We start from the raw sequence: 14,376 nt of genomic DNA, 5'->3' as shown, positions 1-14,376 counted from the left end.
GCTAGGACTTTTGTCCCAGCCTCTATGAAGATTCATCGCCAGATGAAAGGGGCAAATAAAGTGTGATTTTCGTATAGCTATTAGCTTTAGAATCAATCTCCATATGATAGGCTTCGCCAAATTGAAGATGCAATCGTTGGTCCACATTTTTCAAGCCAACACCTCCTAAACGAAGAAGGGTTTGGTCTGTTGATCCTGATAAATCAAACCCTTGTCCATTGTCAAAAATCGATACGCAGGCGGAGTCTCCACTGACTTCAGTTGTCACTCGAATGAGACCTGGCCGATCGATCTCTTTAATGCCATGGTAAATCGCATTTTCCACTAAGGGTTGAAGCACTAACTTGGGGAGCTGATAATCGCCCAACCGTTCATCTTCTAGAATTTCATAATTGAGCTTTTCACCATAACGTTGTTTTTGAATAAAAAGATACTGGCGGACATGGTCAATTTCGTCTCTCAGTAGGATTTGTTCCTGGCCTTGGTTGAGAGCCAGTCGAAAATATTGAGCCAAAGATTTGGTGATGTCAACCACGCGCCGACTATCATTAAACTCCGCCATCCAGACAATCGTATCCAAGGTATTGTAGAGAAAATGCGGATTGATCTGAGCCGAAAGTGCCCGCAGCTCGTAACGCCGTGCGTTCTGCTCCTCCTCCTTTACCTGTTGCATGAGATGATCGATTTGATCCAACATGGCATTAAAAGCTTGAGCGAGGTCGACCAATTCTGGAGATCCTTTGGCTACAGCCCTCACGTGAGCATCTCCTGATCCAATCCTCAAAATGATGGTCTGAAGGTCTCGTAAGGGTTTGATCCACAAACGCAGAACAAAGCCAAGCCCTATTAAACACATGATCAAGGCCAGTAATCCTAGACCAATGAAAGAGTATAGGAGTTGCGACTGAAGCATCTGAAGTCCTTCAAGTGAAGCTACTCCAATCAAGGTCCAATCACTATCTGGAATCGGAACCTGATAGATAAAATTCTGTCCTCCTTTAGCATAGCCATCTGTCACAGCAATATAGGGCTGCATGGCCTGCATCTCTTGGCTGGAGGAATAGACCGCTTTTTTAGGATGGTAGACAAACTCATGCTTTTGATTAATGATAAAACTAAAGCCTTGTTTCCCTAGCTGAAGGTGATCCAAATAAGCCTGTAAGCTATCGTAGCCAATATCCAAACGTACTACTCCGAGATTTTGACCAGTCTGGTCGACTACTTCTTGGGTAATAGAAACCACCCATTTTTCTTTTTCCGAGGTCAAGGATTCCTTTCGAGCTGGCGTCAAAACTGGCATGGCTCTTTCCTTAATCGCCTCTTGATACCAGCTTTCATTCATCATGTCTGATGAAGTCTGCATGCTGATTTTGGAATCTGTCGCTACCAGACGTCCATCCTTGGTCACCAAGACCGCAGAGACCAAGTCCGGATCCGTTTCAATCATCGTTCGCATCAAGTGCTGAACCGTTTCTTGATCCGCACTCTTATCTTGGGCAAATTGTTGAACAGCCTGTTCCTTGCTAAGCACCGTTGTGGTCTGCTTTAATTTTTTTAGATAAGACGTAATAAACTGACTACTTTGGTCGATACTATTTCTTGTCGTCCGCTCCGTTAGCTGGCGGATCGTCCCTGAACTCGTTTGATAGTAAAGGCTACCGATGAAACCAAAAAGTAAGAGAATGAAGAGAAAAAAGTAGAGAACCAACTGAATCAGCAAGGGATATCGTTTCATTCATGCTCTCCTTTTTTGTACTGCCTTGGCGTCACTCCAACAACCTGCTTAAAGCGTTGAGAAAAATAGTTCATATCTTCAAAACCAACCTGATCGGCAATCTCATAAATCTTTAGATCTGTCGTGAGAAGCAAGAGTTGAGCCTTTTTCATTCGCTCTTGGATGAGGTATTCTTGGAAAGGAAGTCCCAATTTTTTCTTGATCAATACACTTAGATAAGAGGAACTGAAACCAAGTTGATAGGCCAAATCCTTCAGGGTTAACTGAGAGTCTGCTAAACGCGCATGAATAGCTTCTTCTAAGTCTGTCGAATAACTATGGCTGACCAAATCTTCGACTTGCGCCTTTTTTCGCTCTTTGTCTAGCTTTCCTTTCACCTTGGCTAACATCTCTTCAATATCATCTTTTGAGAAAGGCTTCAGCAAATAATCATCTGCACCTAACTTGATGGCTTTCCTCGCAAACTCAAAGTCATCATAACCTGTCAAAAAAATGATATGGCAAGATGGAGATTGCTCTTTAACGAGATGGGCCAGATCCAAGCCATTCATTTGTGGCATATTGATATCGGTTAGGAGAATATCAGCTGGTTGCTCTTGAAACTTCTCCCAAGCCTCACGCCCATTTTCTGCCTGATTGATGACAGTCATTCCAAACTGTTCATAGTCTACTAAGGAAGTCAGACCCTGCCGAATCAACTCTTCATCTTCCACAATCATAATCGCGTACATGTCTTTCACCTACTTGTTTTTTCTATACTTATTATAGCAAATTATAGATCGAATTGTCTCAGACATAGTCTAATAAATAACCGTAGCCCTTTTCTTTCATTTCTGCTTTGGGTATGAAGGTAATAGACAAACTATTGATGCAATAGCGAAGGCCTCCCTTTTCCTTGGGTCCATCTGTAAAAACATGGCCCAGATGGGAATTTCCCACACGGCTCCGAACTTCTGTCCGAGTCATATTGAAACTCTTATCCTCCTTATAGATCGCCACATCAGGACTAATAGGCCGACTGAAACTTGGCCAACCACATCCAGAATCAAATTTATCCTTAGAGGAAAAGAGTGGCTCACCGGTCACGACATCTACATAAATACCGGCATCAAACTGATCCCAGTAACGATTGGAGAAGGCCCGTTCGGTATCATTTTTTTGTGTCACCGCATACTCTTCTGGGCTCAATTTCTTTTTGATCTCCTCATCACTCGGTTTAGAGTAGCGACTAGCATCAATCACTGGATAAGAAGCTTGATTGACATCAATATGGCAGTACCCATTCGGATGTTTCTTTAGATAATCCTGGTGGTAATCTTCTGCCTGGATGAAATTGGTCAGTGGCTCTTTTTCCACTGCTAACGGTTTGTCGTATTTTTTTGCTACTTCATCAAAGACTTGGTTAATGGTTGGAAGGTCTTCTTGAGAGACATAATAGACACCTGTTCGGTATTGAGTCCCTTGATCGTTTCCTTGACGATTCTTCGACGTTGGGTCGATAATCCGGAAATAGTGCAGGAGCAATTCTTTCAGAGATACCTGCTTGACATTGTAGGTGATGTGAACTGTTTCAGCATGGCCTGTTTGAGGAACCAATTCATACTTGGTCGTTTCTCCCTTCCCATTGGCGTAGCCTGATACAGCATCAATGACACCCGGAACACGGGAGAAATATTCCTCTACGCCCCAGAAGCAACCACCAGCTAGATAGATTTCTCGTTGGTCTTCTGGATTGACTTTTTCTTCCTTCTTTTTGTTTACTACTGGTGTCTGACTCATGGACGCTTTTTTGATCTGCTCAGTCGTCGCACCTGATGTATCCAAAGCCATGGATCCTTTGATAAGGAAAAAGATTCCAAAACAAAATAGCCCCACTAAAAGAATGGAAATGAGTTTCCATTTTGTTTCCATTTTATGTCCTCCTTACTTCATTTCTTTTAGAGTCTGGACGATGTCTTCCTTGCTCATATAACCGATATGGGTCTTAGCGAGAGTTCCATCGCTCGCAATAAAGAGAGCAGATGGATAAGAGCGAATCCCATACTCTTTGAGCAAGTCGCCCTTACTGTCCATCAAGACTGGGAAATCCTTGTAATCCAAAGACTGGTACCAGTTTTTGAAATCTGCTTCCGATTTTTCACCATTAAAGGTTGGAGCTACAACGGATAAGACCACATAATCCTTACCCTCCTCTGCCTTTGCTAAATCATTTGTGTCGCCTAATGTCGACAGGCAAATAGAGCACCAGGAAGCCCAAAATTTGAGGTAAACTTTCTTCCCTTTGTAATCGGATAATCGGTAGGTCTTGCCATCCACTCCTTGCAGGCTAACATCCTTCACTTTCTTGCCAGATGGTTGCCTATCTCCAGCCTTAGCTGTTTGTTGACTCATGTCTTTGGTGGAAGTGGCCATTCCTTGGCTTGAACAAGCGCCCAGGAGTCCAGCGCATACGAACCCAGTAGCTACTAAAGCTAATTTTTTCATCATTATCACCTCTTTAAACAAAGGGAAAGTCATCCTCAGATGACTTCTCCCTTCTTTCATTAGTTGTCTGATTTCATTTCCGATGATCCACTCTTTTCATCTTTCATTTCTGAATCGCTGGATTTCATCTCATCTTTTTTCATATCGTCCTTCATTTCAGAACTGCTGTCAGACATCATAGATGAATCTTTCATGTCTTCTTTTTTCATTTTATCATCGGACATGGATGAATCCTTCATGTCATCCTTCTTCATGTCATCCTTCTTCATCATACTACTATCGTCCGTTTTTTTCATGTCTGAATCTGATTTTTGTCCAGAACAAGCTGCTAAAGTGAAGATGCTAAGTGTAGCAATAGAAAGTGCAAGAATTTTTTTCATGTTTTTTCTCCTTTAATCATTCAAGATTAGTGAAACAGGGATGCGAGGCTATTAAGATTTCCTAGCATCAGCAAGATGCCCATCAAGATGATGAGGGCACCACCAATTTTTTTCAAGGTTCCCATATGGGGCTTGAGTTTAGCAAAATGTTGTAGAACCCAGCTAGAAGCCAAGGCCAAAAGCAAGAAAGGCAGAGCCAAGCCTAATGTATAGACCAGCATCAGGAGAGCACCTTGTAAAGCACCATCTCCTCCAGAAGCGGCAATGGCTAGAACAGAACTTAAAACTGGTCCGACACAAGGGGTCCAACCAAAACTGAAGGTGACCCCTATCAGAAAAGCATTGAAGAATTCATTGCGTTTTTCGTCCTTCTTCAGTTGGATACTCTTTTGTTTTTGGAGTTGCTGAAGATTGATGAGGCCCATCTGATGGATTCCCAATAAGATGACAATCCCTCCTAGTAGGTAACGGAACCAGGGAGCATAGAGTACCTGACCAAGAGCACCTGCACCGTAACCTAGGATGAGAAATACGGTTGATAGACCAGCAATAAAACAGAGCGTCTTGACCAAACCATACCAAGAAATATCTCTTCCAAAAATACGCACCGTTTTTTCATGCTCAGAATCTAATAAGATCCCTACATAGACTGGCATCAGTGGCAAAATACACGGGGAGAAAAAGGATAGAACTCCCGCTAAGAATACTGAAATGGAAAACAAACTGGTTTGAATCATTTCACTACCTCCCTTTCTTTCTGACACTAGTATAAAGAAAAAATCCCTCTAAAAATAGAGAGATTGATAAGCAAAAACTTGAATTTGATTAGAAGGTGAATCTTTCTATCTGCCAACTCTACCTCGTACTTTCAAGTATGAGACTAATCTAGCAAGATACTTCTACTTCTTTTTCAAATAATCAATAGCGTCTTGAAGGGTTTTGACGGGCACAATTTTCATCTTCGAATGGATTTGTTTTGCTGCATCTTTAGCGGTTTCGTAGTTTGATTTAGCCTTGGGATTGGCTTTCTTTTCTTCTTTGGAAACAGGGTTATTAGGGGCAAAGAAGATTTCTGCTCCTTCTTTATCGGCTGCAACGACTTTCTTGTCAATCCCACCGATATCGCCAACCGTTCCATCTTGGTTAATGGTTCCTGTCCCTGCAATATGACGTCCCTGACGAAGATCTGGATCCGCCACTTGAGTGTAGATGGCTAGGCTAAACATCATCCCGGCACTTGGGCCACCGATGCCAGCTGTCGCAAACTGGACAGGAACATCGCCTTTAGCTTCAGTTCGGTCGATCAGACTAATCCCGATTCCGTTTTTCCCGTTGGTCAATTTGATGATTTTTCCGTCTGCGGTCTTGGTTTGTCCATCCTCTATATAGGTCACCGAAACAGGGGCGCCAATTTTTTGAGAACCAACATAGTCAATCAATTCTTTGGAACTCTTAAAGGTCTTGCCATTCACACCAGTGACGGTATCCGCAATGTTCAAGACTCCTTTAAAGGTCGAGTCATCTGCTACCTGCATGACATAGACTCCTAGAAAGTCCATCTGGGTTTCTTTGCCAGCTGTCTTCAATCCTTGGTAGATGGCCATATTTTGCGAGGTTTCCATATAGAATTGGTTGATTCGCGTGAATTCTTGACTCGAACTACCACCGGTCATATCCTTGGCAGAATAGATGTCTGTAAAAGGCGTTGCCCAAGCATAGATCAAATCAGCCGGAGTTGCCTCTTTCACTGCTACGGTTACAAAATCATAGGATCCTGACTTGGTATCTATTTTTCCATCCACTGTCATGACGGATCGAATATCTTCTGCCGTTCCCGGCATCTCAATATAATAGGGAAGGCGAATCACAAAAGCAGCTAGCAAGAGAAGCAAGAAAAGAACTCCTGCAATCGGCCATCGGTATTCTTTCAACCGTCCTTTTTTCTTTTTAGTAGTCAAGCTTGGTTTATTCGCTTGGGTCATCGTTAATTTCCTCCATTACACTCTCTGGGACATAAGGTGAGATATCCTGCTGAAAAGCCAGCAACTCTCGAATACGCGTCGAACTAATGGCCTGGTAAGGAGGCTGGGCATAGAGATAAATCGTCTCCAATTCAGGTGCCAACTGGTGATTAAAATAATCCATATTGGCTTCGTAAACCAAATCCTGTGCATTGCGCAATCCCCGGATCAAGGTCACTACACCAAGATTACGTGCCACTGTCACAGCCAATTCTTGAGTTGACGGCACAATTTCAACATTTTCCAAATGAGCCAAGGCCCCTTCTACCATGCGCACGCGCTGCTCAATGGAAAAGAGTCCGACTTTTTCCGGATTATAAAAAATTCCGACATAGACACGGTCAAACAAGCGGCTCGCCCGCTCGATCAATTGCACATGCCCAATGGTAATCGGATCAAACGATCCTGTAAACAATCCAGTTCTATCTGACATATACTGTTACCTTACTAATTCCATAGATTTTTTCTTTCCAGATTCCCACTTGTCCGATTTCCTCAGGAAGTTCTACATGTTTATCGGTTTCGCACACAATCATGATGTTTTCTGACAAGAGTTGACGCTCGCACAAGGTTTCGATATCGCGGACAATCTCTTCCTTGGCATAAGGTGGGTCTAAGAAAACCAGATCAAAGGTGCCCGTTAGAAGCCCCAAGGCTTGCTTGGCCTCCATTTTTAGTAGTTGAAACCGTTCCTTTTCCTTGGTCATGGCAATATTGGCTGCCACGATTTCCTGCGCTCTGCGGTCTCTTTCCACTAGAACCGCCTCTGACATGCCTCGAGAGACTGCCTCAATAGAGAGGCCACCGCTTCCTGCATAGAGATCCAGCACTCTTCCGCCATCAAAGTAAGGACCAATCATATTGAACATGGCTCCTCTAACCTTATCAGAAGTCGGCCTGGTTGTTTTTCCTTCAAGTGTTTTGAGGGGACGTCCCCCATAGGTTCCAGATACTATTTTCATAGGGACCATTATACCAAAAAAAATCAGAAAATTGCGATTTGATATGGTCAAGCGACAATTAAAAGAGCCGAGCTCTCTGCTCGACTCTTTCATCCATTATAGGATATTTTCATATTCATCGCGGACAGATTGAGGCCAGACACTGGTTTGGACTTCACCGATATGTTTCTTACGAAGTAAGAACATGGCCAAACGAGATTGCCCGATCCCTCCACCAATTGTGAGTGGGAAGAGACCATTTAACAAGGCCTTGTGCCACTCTAATTGGAGACGATCTTGATCTCCTGTAATCGCAATTTGACGGCGAAGCGTTTCCTCATCGACACGGATCCCCATTGAAGACAACTCAAAGGCTGAACCTAGGACATCATTCCAGACGAGGATATCACCATTCAATCCCTTGTAGCCATTTTCAGATTCTGTTGTCCAGTCATCGTAGTCAGGTGCGCGTCCATCATGTGGTTTGCCATCTGCAAGCTCTCCACCAATCCCGATCAAGAAAACGGCTCCGAATTCTTTGGCAATGGCATTTTCACGCTCTTTTGGAGTTAAATCTGGATAGCGTTCCACCAACTCTTCTGTGTGAACGAAGGTAATTTGTTTTGGAAGAACTGACTCAATATCATAACGCGCTTCTACTGCTAGTTCTGTTAAACGAATCGCCTTGTAGATTTTTTCAACCGTTTCTTTGAGGTAGGCGATGTTGCGTTGACCATTTGGGATGACTTTTTCCCAGTCCCATTGGTCTACATAAACGGAGTGGATAGCATCGAGCGAATCTTCATCTGGACGAAGAGCCTTCATATGGACAAAGAGACCTTCTCCTTCGCCAAAACCAAAACGGGCCAAGGTATGGCGTTTCCATTTTGCGAGTGAATGCACGACTTCATAAGTCTCATCAGGAATTTGAAGGACCTTTACAGATACCGGATGTTCAATCCCAGAAAGATTATCCTGCATCCCATCTCCGACCTTGCTCAAAATTGGCCCTTGGACTTCAATGATGTCCAATTTATCTTTTAAATACTGCGTAAAGGTCGTTTTAACAAACGAAATTTCCTTTTGTTGATGGATAAAACTTTTTTTCATATAGTTCCTCATTTATAGACATTTTAGAATTGATTATACTCTTTTTTCAATCAAAATCAAGTCTTTTCATTCGTTTTCAACTGAATTTTTCTCTTGCAAAAAGGATTCATTTTTGATAAACTATATGTAACTTTTTAAACGTTACATAGGAGGAGCGACATGTTTGATGCAAAAAAACTAAAAGAAAGACGCCTAGAAAAAGGCTTGACCCAAGCTGATGTCTATGAGGATCTCAAGATTTCTCGCAAGACTTACTCCAGTTGGGAGAATGGCTTGGCGGAGCCACACGAAAAAAATCTCAGGAGGTTGGCCAAGCGCCTCTCCGTTAAAGAGGACTACTTTATTAACAAAGACTCCGCACTCTACACCTACCCTTTATTAACCCCACCTCATCAAAAGAAAGTCGACCAGTTGGCCAGCCAGTTATTCGAACAGCAGCAAAAAGTTGTTTCCTTAACAGCTTATAAGGTTCTTTCGATTGAGTTGGCAGCTGGTTTGGGACATACCTTTTATGACAACGAGACCGACTACGAGACCGTTTATTTTGACCAAGAGATCCAACACGACTTTGCCTCTTGGGTATCCGGAAATTCGATGGAACCTCTCTATCCAAATGGTTCTGTTGCCCTCATGAAGCAGACTGGATTTGACTACGATGGAGCGGTCTATGCCCTCATCTGGAATGGAAAAACCTACATTAAGAAAGTCTATCGGGAGGCTGAGGGCTTGCGTCTAGAATCCATCAACCCTGACTACGATGATTTATTCGCTCCTTATGAGGACGAGCCCAAAATTGTCGGCATTGTGGTCGGGCATTTTCTTCCACTTGAGGTGTAAGTATGCTATTTGATTATTCACGTGAGCCTCATTCTGATATTGCTTTTGTGGATATGAAAAGTTTTTATGCCAGCTGTGAGTGTGTCCGTCTGGGCCTAAATCCCCTGACCACTTCTCTTTGCGTCATGAGCCGGAGCGACAATTCTGCTGGTCTGATTTTGGCCAGCTCTCCCGTTTTCAAACAAGTCTTTGGCAAGAAGAATGTGAGCCGGAGCTACGACCTGCCTTTTGATCTCAAGACCAGAAAATTCAATAGCTACGTCGCAAAAAAACAAGGATTGCCAACGGATCCAGGCTTTATTGCATCCATTGAATCCTGGGCCAAGAGGACCCTGATTGTGCCACCACGCATGAATGCCTACATTCAGGTCAATATGGAAATTCAGAAGGTTTTTCAGGAGTTTGCGGCACCGGATGATATTTTCCCTTACTCGATTGACGAAGGCTTTATCGATCTGACTTCTTCCTTAAATTATTTTATTCCAGATTCCTCCCTTTCGCGAAAGGAAAAACTGGACCTTCTTTCTGCCAGGATCCAAAAAAGAATCTGGCAGGAAACTGGAATCTATTCTACCATTGGCCTCAGCAACGCCAATCCTCTTCTTGCCAAGCTAGCCTTGGACAATGAAGCCAAGCATTGCCGAAATATGCGCTCCAACTGGTCTTACGAAGACGTAGAAAGCAAGGTCTGGAAGCTGCCCCAGCTCACTGATTTTTGGGGCATTGGACGTCGCACTGAAAAACGATTGCAAGGGATCGGGATCACGTCGATTAAAGAACTGGCTCAGGCTCATCCCGATCTCTTAAAGAAAGAATTCGGAGTCATGGGGCTTCAACTTTGGTTCCATGCTCATGGCATTGATGAAAGCAATGTCCACAAGCCTTATCGTCCGAAGTCACGAGGCATTGGCAATTCTCAAATCTTGCCCTATGACTACCACCTACAAACAGACATTGAACTGGTGTTTCGTGAGATGGCTGAACAGGTGGCTATCCGCTTGCGACGGAAAAAAAAGAAGACCCAGCTAGTCTCCATTCATGCCTCCTACTCCAAAATTGAGGGGCTTCCGTCCATTCATTGTCAGCAAAAGATTGAGCCCACCCAATCCACCAAGGTTTTATCCGATACGGTTCTGCGGCTCTTTCTCTCCAAGTACGAAGGAGGCGCCATTCGGCAGATTGGTGTTTTTTATGGAGAACTTGTCGAGGAATCTCTCCAACTTTTTTCTCTCTTTGATGATCCAATAGCCCTAGAAAAAGAGGAAAAACTCCAGCAGACGATTGACCGCATTCGGGACCAATTTGGCTTTACCTCTCTTCAAAAAGGCTCCTCATTACTAGAAAACTCACGCGCCATTGCACGCAGTAAACTAACTGGCGGACATTCCGCAGGAGGCTTAGATGGATTAACATGATCGACCGTTCTTATCTCCCTTATCAATCTGCCCGAGAATTTCAAGACCGTGGCATGGCCAAATGGGCCGGCTTCTTTTTATCTGAGCACACAACTGCCCTTCACACCAAAGAAATCAACCGCAATCAACTCAACGTTCTTCCTCTTTCTGAGCAGATTCAGCTCCTGGAGCAGGCCTTCCAACAACAAACGACGATCTCGATCACGACTCTAGAGGGGAATCAATTTGCAACCTACACAGGTTCGATTCACACCTTATCTGCTTCTGAGCTTCTTCTCAAAAGCGATGGCCACTACCACCGGCTACTTCTGACCTCTATCATTTTTATTGAAGCTGAGGAAACACCGTATGAAACCGATTCAGACTAAACACGAATTACAATTTGATTATTTTTCAGAGAATTACCACCAATTTGAGACAGACTTTTACAAGTGGGCCGCCACTTCTACACCGCTCGTCTTTTTAGAAGACGATATTCTCCACTCTATGGCAGCAGGCCAGCGAAACTACTTTCGTCTTCACCACACCAAAAGTCGAGATCATCGAGACCATTATTTCTATTTTAAGGTTTCCACACTCTCCCAATCACCCCTGACCCGTATTTACACTTATACAGGCCATCACTTACAAAAGATAGATCCTCATCAGACAGAGAAAAAGGATAGCTTGATCTGAGAAGCTATCCTTTTTCTGAATTTATGGGATTCACTACAGTCCTTACGAGTGATTAGAATCCATCTACATTTGTGTAGATTTTTTGTACGTCCTCATCGTCTTCAAGAACGCTGTAAAGTTTTTCAAATGTTTCCAAATCTTCACCTGACAACTCAACTTCTGATTGAGGAATCATTTCCAATTCTGTTACTTGGAATTCTTCAACACCTGATTCACGCAAAGCAACGATCGCTTTGTGAAGATCAGTTGGAGCAGTGTAGACTGTGATCGTTCCTTCTTCTGCTTCGACATCATCTACATCAACATCTGCTTCAAGCAAAAGCTCAAAAATCGCATCGGCATCATCACCAGCAAAGACGATAACACCCTTGTTGTCAAAGAGGTAAGATACAGAACCGGAAGCTCCCATGTTACCACCGTTTTTACCAAAAGCAGCACGGACATTGGCAGCTGTACGGTTGACGTTTGACGTCAAGGTATCAACGATCAACATCGAACCATTTGGTCCAAATCCTTCGTAACGTCCTTCTGTAAAGGTTTCGTCAGTGTTTCCTTTTGCCTTATCGATCGCTTTATCAATCACGTGTTTTGGCACTTGCGCTTGTTTAGCACGGTCAATAACGAATTTCAAAGCAGTATTTAGTTCTGGATCTGGTTCACCCTTTTTAGCAGCTACATAGATCTCCACACCAAATTTAGCATACACTTTTGAGTTGGCACCATCTTTGGCAGTTTTCTTGGCAACAATATTGGCCCATTTACGTCCCATGAGGATTCTCCTTCATTTTTTTCAAATTATTTTCAATCTTTTATATTATATCACAAATCATAATACTTGGAAGAGTTTTTTGCGCATCATCCCGGATGGAACTACTCTCCAATCATCTATTATTCATCTCTTAGTCTCACTGGCACCCGCCCCCAGATCTGCTCTGGCAATTGGGGATGGCCTAGTTGATACACCTGATCTGCTTGCTGGGTCAAGGCATCCCAAGGTTCTTTACCGATTCGGGTCACGACCTCTACTGATTTTTTCAAGCCTTTGAGGTGAGCTTGTCCCTTTGCAGAAAACCCTAAGACATGAATGGCATTAGGAAGAGCTTGATCCATCGCCCCTACCAAGATGTAGGTCAAGATACGGCGGACACGCGCCTTGGTATAGCGCTTGGTTGCGACTTTCTCCACCAGGTCTTCCACAGAGCTAGCACTTCGAATGGCATCCCTTATCCGATTGGCCAGCTCTTCATTGACCTGAAATATCTGTGTCAGATCCGGATGGGTTAAGATTTGATAACGAAGCAGTTGGTCATAATCCTCCCAAGATACCTGTGGAGCCGAATGAAAGAGTTGGCTATTAGGCATAAATTTGTCGACAAAGTCTTGATCATCCTTGTGTAGGCGTAGACTAGTCGCAGAAGCATAAGCCACCTCTTTTTCTTCTGAATGGTAGCCCGCACCTTGACGTTGGATAGGCTTGAGCGCAATCTCCTTCCCAGCACAAGCCTTGGCATAAGCCAAGCCCAGGATATGATTGGGAGTATCCCCTGTGAACTCCACTCCAGCAAAGGTTTCCCACATTTTTTGGGTCTTCTGTGGATAGGATAAATCGTCAGGAAGGCTTCGCAAGAAAACTTCCATTTCCACTTCTTTCTCAGAGTAAATCGTTGCAATCGCTTGGTAGTCTAAGACCTCTTCTGTCCCAAAGGTCAATTGGTCGATTCCCAGATGGGACAAGATCTCCACCGCTCCCTTGGCAAAATGATCCGCCGACTGAACAGCTACGAGAAAGGGTAGCTCGACCACCAGGTCTGCTCCATTATCCAAAGCCATCTGCGCCCGTGTCCACTTGTCTACAATGGCAGGCTCGCCACGTTGAACAAAATTCCCAGACATAGCCACAATCTTCAGCCCCTCTGCCTGTTTCAGCAGGTACTTGTGCCCATTGTGAAAAGGATTAAATTCTGCAATAATACCTGTAACTGTCATGCTGTCCTACTTCTGTGCTACAAAAAACCATCGTTTGCTGGTCTTTGTTGGCTCCTTATCTTCAAAGTCCGCGTACAATTTGAAAGATTTAAAGCCAGCCTGCTCCAGCAAAATGTCATAGGTTAAAACTTCATAGGTCCGCTCCTCATGGACTTCATCGTGCCGACTAAAGCTGCCATCCTCTTCTTGGACAAAGAAAGTCAGCTCATGGACGATCGAGTAAGGGGCCACATCCTCATAGGTATCCCAGAGCATGGCAAAATCTTCCGCATTTTCGTGGTAAGAATAGCCCGGGAAAACCTCATCCGTCTGGTAGGTCGAATGGACATCAAAGATAAAGACCCCATCTTCCTTAAGGGCATTGTAGACTTCTTTGAAGACATCTCCCACTTCCACCTCGTCCTGCATATAGCAGATGGAATCAGAGTAGCAGGTCACAAAATCGTAGGTACCCGCTTGCGACAGGTCCAGCATATTGCCCTCTATAAAATCAATCTTTTGCTTGGCTGAAGCCGCTCTTTTTTCAGCAATTTTCAGCATATCAGCACTCAAGTCTAATCCTGTTACGTCAAAGCCAGCTTGGGAAAAGCGGACAGACTGAATCCCTGTCCCACATGCCAATTCCAGTAATTTTTTCTTATCTTTTGTCTTTGGGAGATGCCGGAGGGAAAAATCCGTCCACAAATCATACAGACTGTCATCCATGACCGCATCATAGACCGCTGCAAACGTTTCATAAGTCGCCATATTCATGATACCAAGTCCGCCCGTAATCCGATAGAAAATTAGGGG

The 14,376-nt window shown here is 43.8% G+C and carries 17 protein-coding genes; 4 read left to right on the top strand and 13 right to left on the bottom strand.

Translation table 11 applies throughout. From position 1 onward, the window contains the following. Positions 1 to 22 precede the first annotated feature (22 nt). From O3626_RS03685 to asnA, 10 genes are all read right to left on the bottom strand, one after another. Positions 23 to 1,735 carry a sensor histidine kinase gene (locus O3626_RS03685; protein WP_371495342.1) on the bottom strand — a complete coding sequence of 571 codons (1,713 nt, stop codon included), beginning with the start codon at positions 1,733 to 1,735 and terminating at the stop codon, positions 23 to 25. After that, entirely contained in the window at positions 1,732 to 2,466 is a 735-nt protein-coding gene (locus O3626_RS03680) for a response regulator (protein WP_371495340.1), read from the bottom strand. Before O3626_RS03680 ends, O3626_RS03685 begins: the two co-directional genes overlap by 4 nt. A gap of 58 nt (positions 2,467 to 2,524) precedes the next feature. Further along, positions 2,525 to 3,646 (bottom strand): peptide-methionine (R)-S-oxide reductase MsrB, encoded by a 1,122-nt coding sequence (gene msrB, locus O3626_RS03675; protein ID WP_371495338.1) that lies wholly within the window; start codon positions 3,644 to 3,646, stop codon positions 2,525 to 2,527. A 12-nt stretch (positions 3,647 to 3,658) separates the two neighbouring features. After that, entirely contained in the window at positions 3,659 to 4,219 is a 561-nt protein-coding gene (locus O3626_RS03670) for a redoxin family protein (RefSeq protein WP_031575891.1), read from the bottom strand. Positions 4,220 to 4,278: 59 nt separating this feature from the next. After that, positions 4,279 to 4,599, bottom strand: coding sequence for a hypothetical protein (locus tag O3626_RS03665; RefSeq protein ID WP_371495336.1), 321 nt, complete (start codon positions 4,597 to 4,599; stop codon positions 4,279 to 4,281). Positions 4,600 to 4,625: 26 nt separating this feature from the next. After that, on the bottom strand, positions 4,626 to 5,336 hold the full coding sequence (gene ccdA2, locus O3626_RS03660; RefSeq protein WP_070589647.1) for a thiol-disulfide oxidoreductase-associated membrane protein CcdA2: 711 nt from the start codon (positions 5,334 to 5,336) through the stop codon (positions 4,626 to 4,628). Between the two features lie 162 nt (positions 5,337 to 5,498). Beyond that, positions 5,499 to 6,581 carry a SepM family pheromone-processing serine protease gene (locus O3626_RS03655; protein WP_371495333.1) on the bottom strand — a complete coding sequence of 361 codons (1,083 nt, stop codon included), beginning with the start codon at positions 6,579 to 6,581 and terminating at the stop codon, positions 5,499 to 5,501. Then, a complete protein-coding gene (gene coaD, locus O3626_RS03650; protein WP_371495331.1) occupies positions 6,565 to 7,053 on the bottom strand; it encodes a pantetheine-phosphate adenylyltransferase in 489 nt (162 codons plus the stop codon). The genes O3626_RS03655 and coaD overlap by 17 nt, the downstream gene beginning before the upstream one ends. Next, positions 7,043 to 7,582, bottom strand: a complete 540-nt coding sequence (rsmD, locus tag O3626_RS03645; RefSeq protein WP_302692889.1) for a 16S rRNA (guanine(966)-N(2))-methyltransferase RsmD — start codon at positions 7,580 to 7,582, stop codon at positions 7,043 to 7,045. Before rsmD ends, coaD begins: the two co-directional genes overlap by 11 nt. Positions 7,583 to 7,678: 96 nt before the next feature. Beyond that, positions 7,679 to 8,671 carry an aspartate--ammonia ligase gene (gene asnA, locus O3626_RS03640; protein WP_049514189.1) on the bottom strand — a complete coding sequence of 331 codons (993 nt, stop codon included), beginning with the start codon at positions 8,669 to 8,671 and terminating at the stop codon, positions 7,679 to 7,681. Positions 8,672 to 8,830: 159 nt separating this feature from the next. On the opposite strand from asnA, the gene O3626_RS03635 reads away from it, so the two are divergent. From O3626_RS03635 to O3626_RS03620, 4 genes are read left to right on the top strand one after another with little or no spacing between them, the layout of a single operon-like run. After that, entirely contained in the window at positions 8,831 to 9,508 is a 678-nt protein-coding gene (locus O3626_RS03635; RefSeq protein ID WP_371495328.1) for a helix-turn-helix domain-containing protein, read from the top strand. 2 nt (positions 9,509 to 9,510) lie between these two features. Beyond that, positions 9,511 to 10,923, top strand: coding sequence for a Y-family DNA polymerase (locus O3626_RS03630; RefSeq protein ID WP_371495326.1), 1,413 nt, complete (start codon positions 9,511 to 9,513; stop codon positions 10,921 to 10,923). Further along, the gene (locus tag O3626_RS03625; RefSeq protein ID WP_371495324.1) at positions 10,920 to 11,291 is read left to right on the top strand and encodes a hypothetical protein; all 372 of its coding nucleotides are present in this window, start codon (positions 10,920 to 10,922) and stop codon (positions 11,289 to 11,291) included. Before O3626_RS03630 ends, O3626_RS03625 begins: the two co-directional genes overlap by 4 nt. After that, complete coding sequence (locus tag O3626_RS03620; RefSeq protein ID WP_371495322.1) at positions 11,272 to 11,598, top strand: DUF5960 family protein; 327 nt, start codon at positions 11,272 to 11,274, stop codon at positions 11,596 to 11,598. Before O3626_RS03625 ends, O3626_RS03620 begins: the two co-directional genes overlap by 20 nt. A gap of 52 nt (positions 11,599 to 11,650) precedes the next feature. Here the strand turns inward: O3626_RS03620 and O3626_RS03615 are convergent, their stop codons facing one another. From O3626_RS03615 to O3626_RS03605, 3 genes are all read right to left on the bottom strand, one after another. Continuing rightward, on the bottom strand, positions 11,651 to 12,367 hold the full coding sequence (locus O3626_RS03615; protein ID WP_368403408.1) for a YebC/PmpR family DNA-binding transcriptional regulator: 717 nt from the start codon (positions 12,365 to 12,367) through the stop codon (positions 11,651 to 11,653). A 119-nt stretch (positions 12,368 to 12,486) separates the two neighbouring features. After that, positions 12,487 to 13,584, bottom strand: coding sequence for a nucleotidyltransferase (locus O3626_RS03610; protein WP_371495320.1), 1,098 nt, complete (start codon positions 13,582 to 13,584; stop codon positions 12,487 to 12,489). Between the two features lie 6 nt (positions 13,585 to 13,590). Continuing rightward, positions 13,591 to 14,331 carry a class I SAM-dependent methyltransferase gene (locus O3626_RS03605; RefSeq protein ID WP_371495318.1) on the bottom strand — a complete coding sequence of 247 codons (741 nt, stop codon included), beginning with the start codon at positions 14,329 to 14,331 and terminating at the stop codon, positions 13,591 to 13,593. Positions 14,332 to 14,376 lie beyond the last annotated feature (45 nt).

Source organism: Streptococcus sp. 20925_1_77, from assembly GCF_041432125.1.
Taxonomy (GTDB): Bacteria; Bacillota; Bacilli; order Lactobacillales; family Streptococcaceae; genus Streptococcus.
The sequence above is the reverse complement of the archived record's forward strand: the minus strand, read 5'-3'. Positions and strand labels throughout refer to the sequence as shown.

Bases quoted from the DNA above. Each gene is read 5' to 3' on its own strand.
- O3626_RS03655 (WP_371495333.1), bottom strand. From the start codon at position 6,581: ATGACCCAAGCGAATAAACCAAGCTTGACTACTAAAAAGAAAAAAGGA.
- O3626_RS03625 (WP_371495324.1), top strand. From the start codon at position 10,920: ATGATCGACCGTTCTTATCTCCCTTATCAATCTGCCCGAGAATTTCAA.
- O3626_RS03605 (WP_371495318.1), bottom strand. From the start codon at position 14,331: ATGGCGACTTATGAAACGTTTGCAGCGGTCTATGATGCGGTCATGGAT.
- msrB (WP_371495338.1), bottom strand. From the start codon at position 3,646: ATGGAAACAAAATGGAAACTCATTTCCATTCTTTTAGTGGGGCTATTT.
- asnA (WP_049514189.1), bottom strand. From the start codon at position 8,671: ATGAAAAAAAGTTTTATCCATCAACAAAAGGAAATTTCGTTTGTTAAA.
- coaD (WP_371495331.1), bottom strand. From the start codon at position 7,053: ATGTCAGATAGAACTGGATTGTTTACAGGATCGTTTGATCCGATTACC.
- rsmD (WP_302692889.1), bottom strand. From the start codon at position 7,582: ATGAAAATAGTATCTGGAACCTATGGGGGACGTCCCCTCAAAACACTT.
- O3626_RS03665 (WP_371495336.1), bottom strand. From the start codon at position 4,599: ATGAAAAAAATTCTTGCACTTTCTATTGCTACACTTAGCATCTTCACT.
- O3626_RS03680 (WP_371495340.1), bottom strand. From the start codon at position 2,466: ATGTACGCGATTATGATTGTGGAAGATGAAGAGTTGATTCGGCAGGGT.
- O3626_RS03685 (WP_371495342.1), bottom strand. From the start codon at position 1,735: ATGAAACGATATCCCTTGCTGATTCAGTTGGTTCTCTACTTTTTTCTC.
- ccdA2 (WP_070589647.1), bottom strand. From the start codon at position 5,336: ATGATTCAAACCAGTTTGTTTTCCATTTCAGTATTCTTAGCGGGAGTT.
- O3626_RS03610 (WP_371495320.1), bottom strand. From the start codon at position 13,584: ATGACAGTTACAGGTATTATTGCAGAATTTAATCCTTTTCACAATGGG.
- O3626_RS03670 (WP_031575891.1), bottom strand. From the start codon at position 4,219: ATGAAAAAATTAGCTTTAGTAGCTACTGGGTTCGTATGCGCTGGACTC.
- O3626_RS03615 (WP_368403408.1), bottom strand. From the start codon at position 12,367: ATGGGACGTAAATGGGCCAATATTGTTGCCAAGAAAACTGCCAAAGAT.
- O3626_RS03620 (WP_371495322.1), top strand. From the start codon at position 11,272: ATGAAACCGATTCAGACTAAACACGAATTACAATTTGATTATTTTTCA.
- O3626_RS03635 (WP_371495328.1), top strand. From the start codon at position 8,831: ATGTTTGATGCAAAAAAACTAAAAGAAAGACGCCTAGAAAAAGGCTTG.
- O3626_RS03630 (WP_371495326.1), top strand. From the start codon at position 9,511: ATGCTATTTGATTATTCACGTGAGCCTCATTCTGATATTGCTTTTGTG.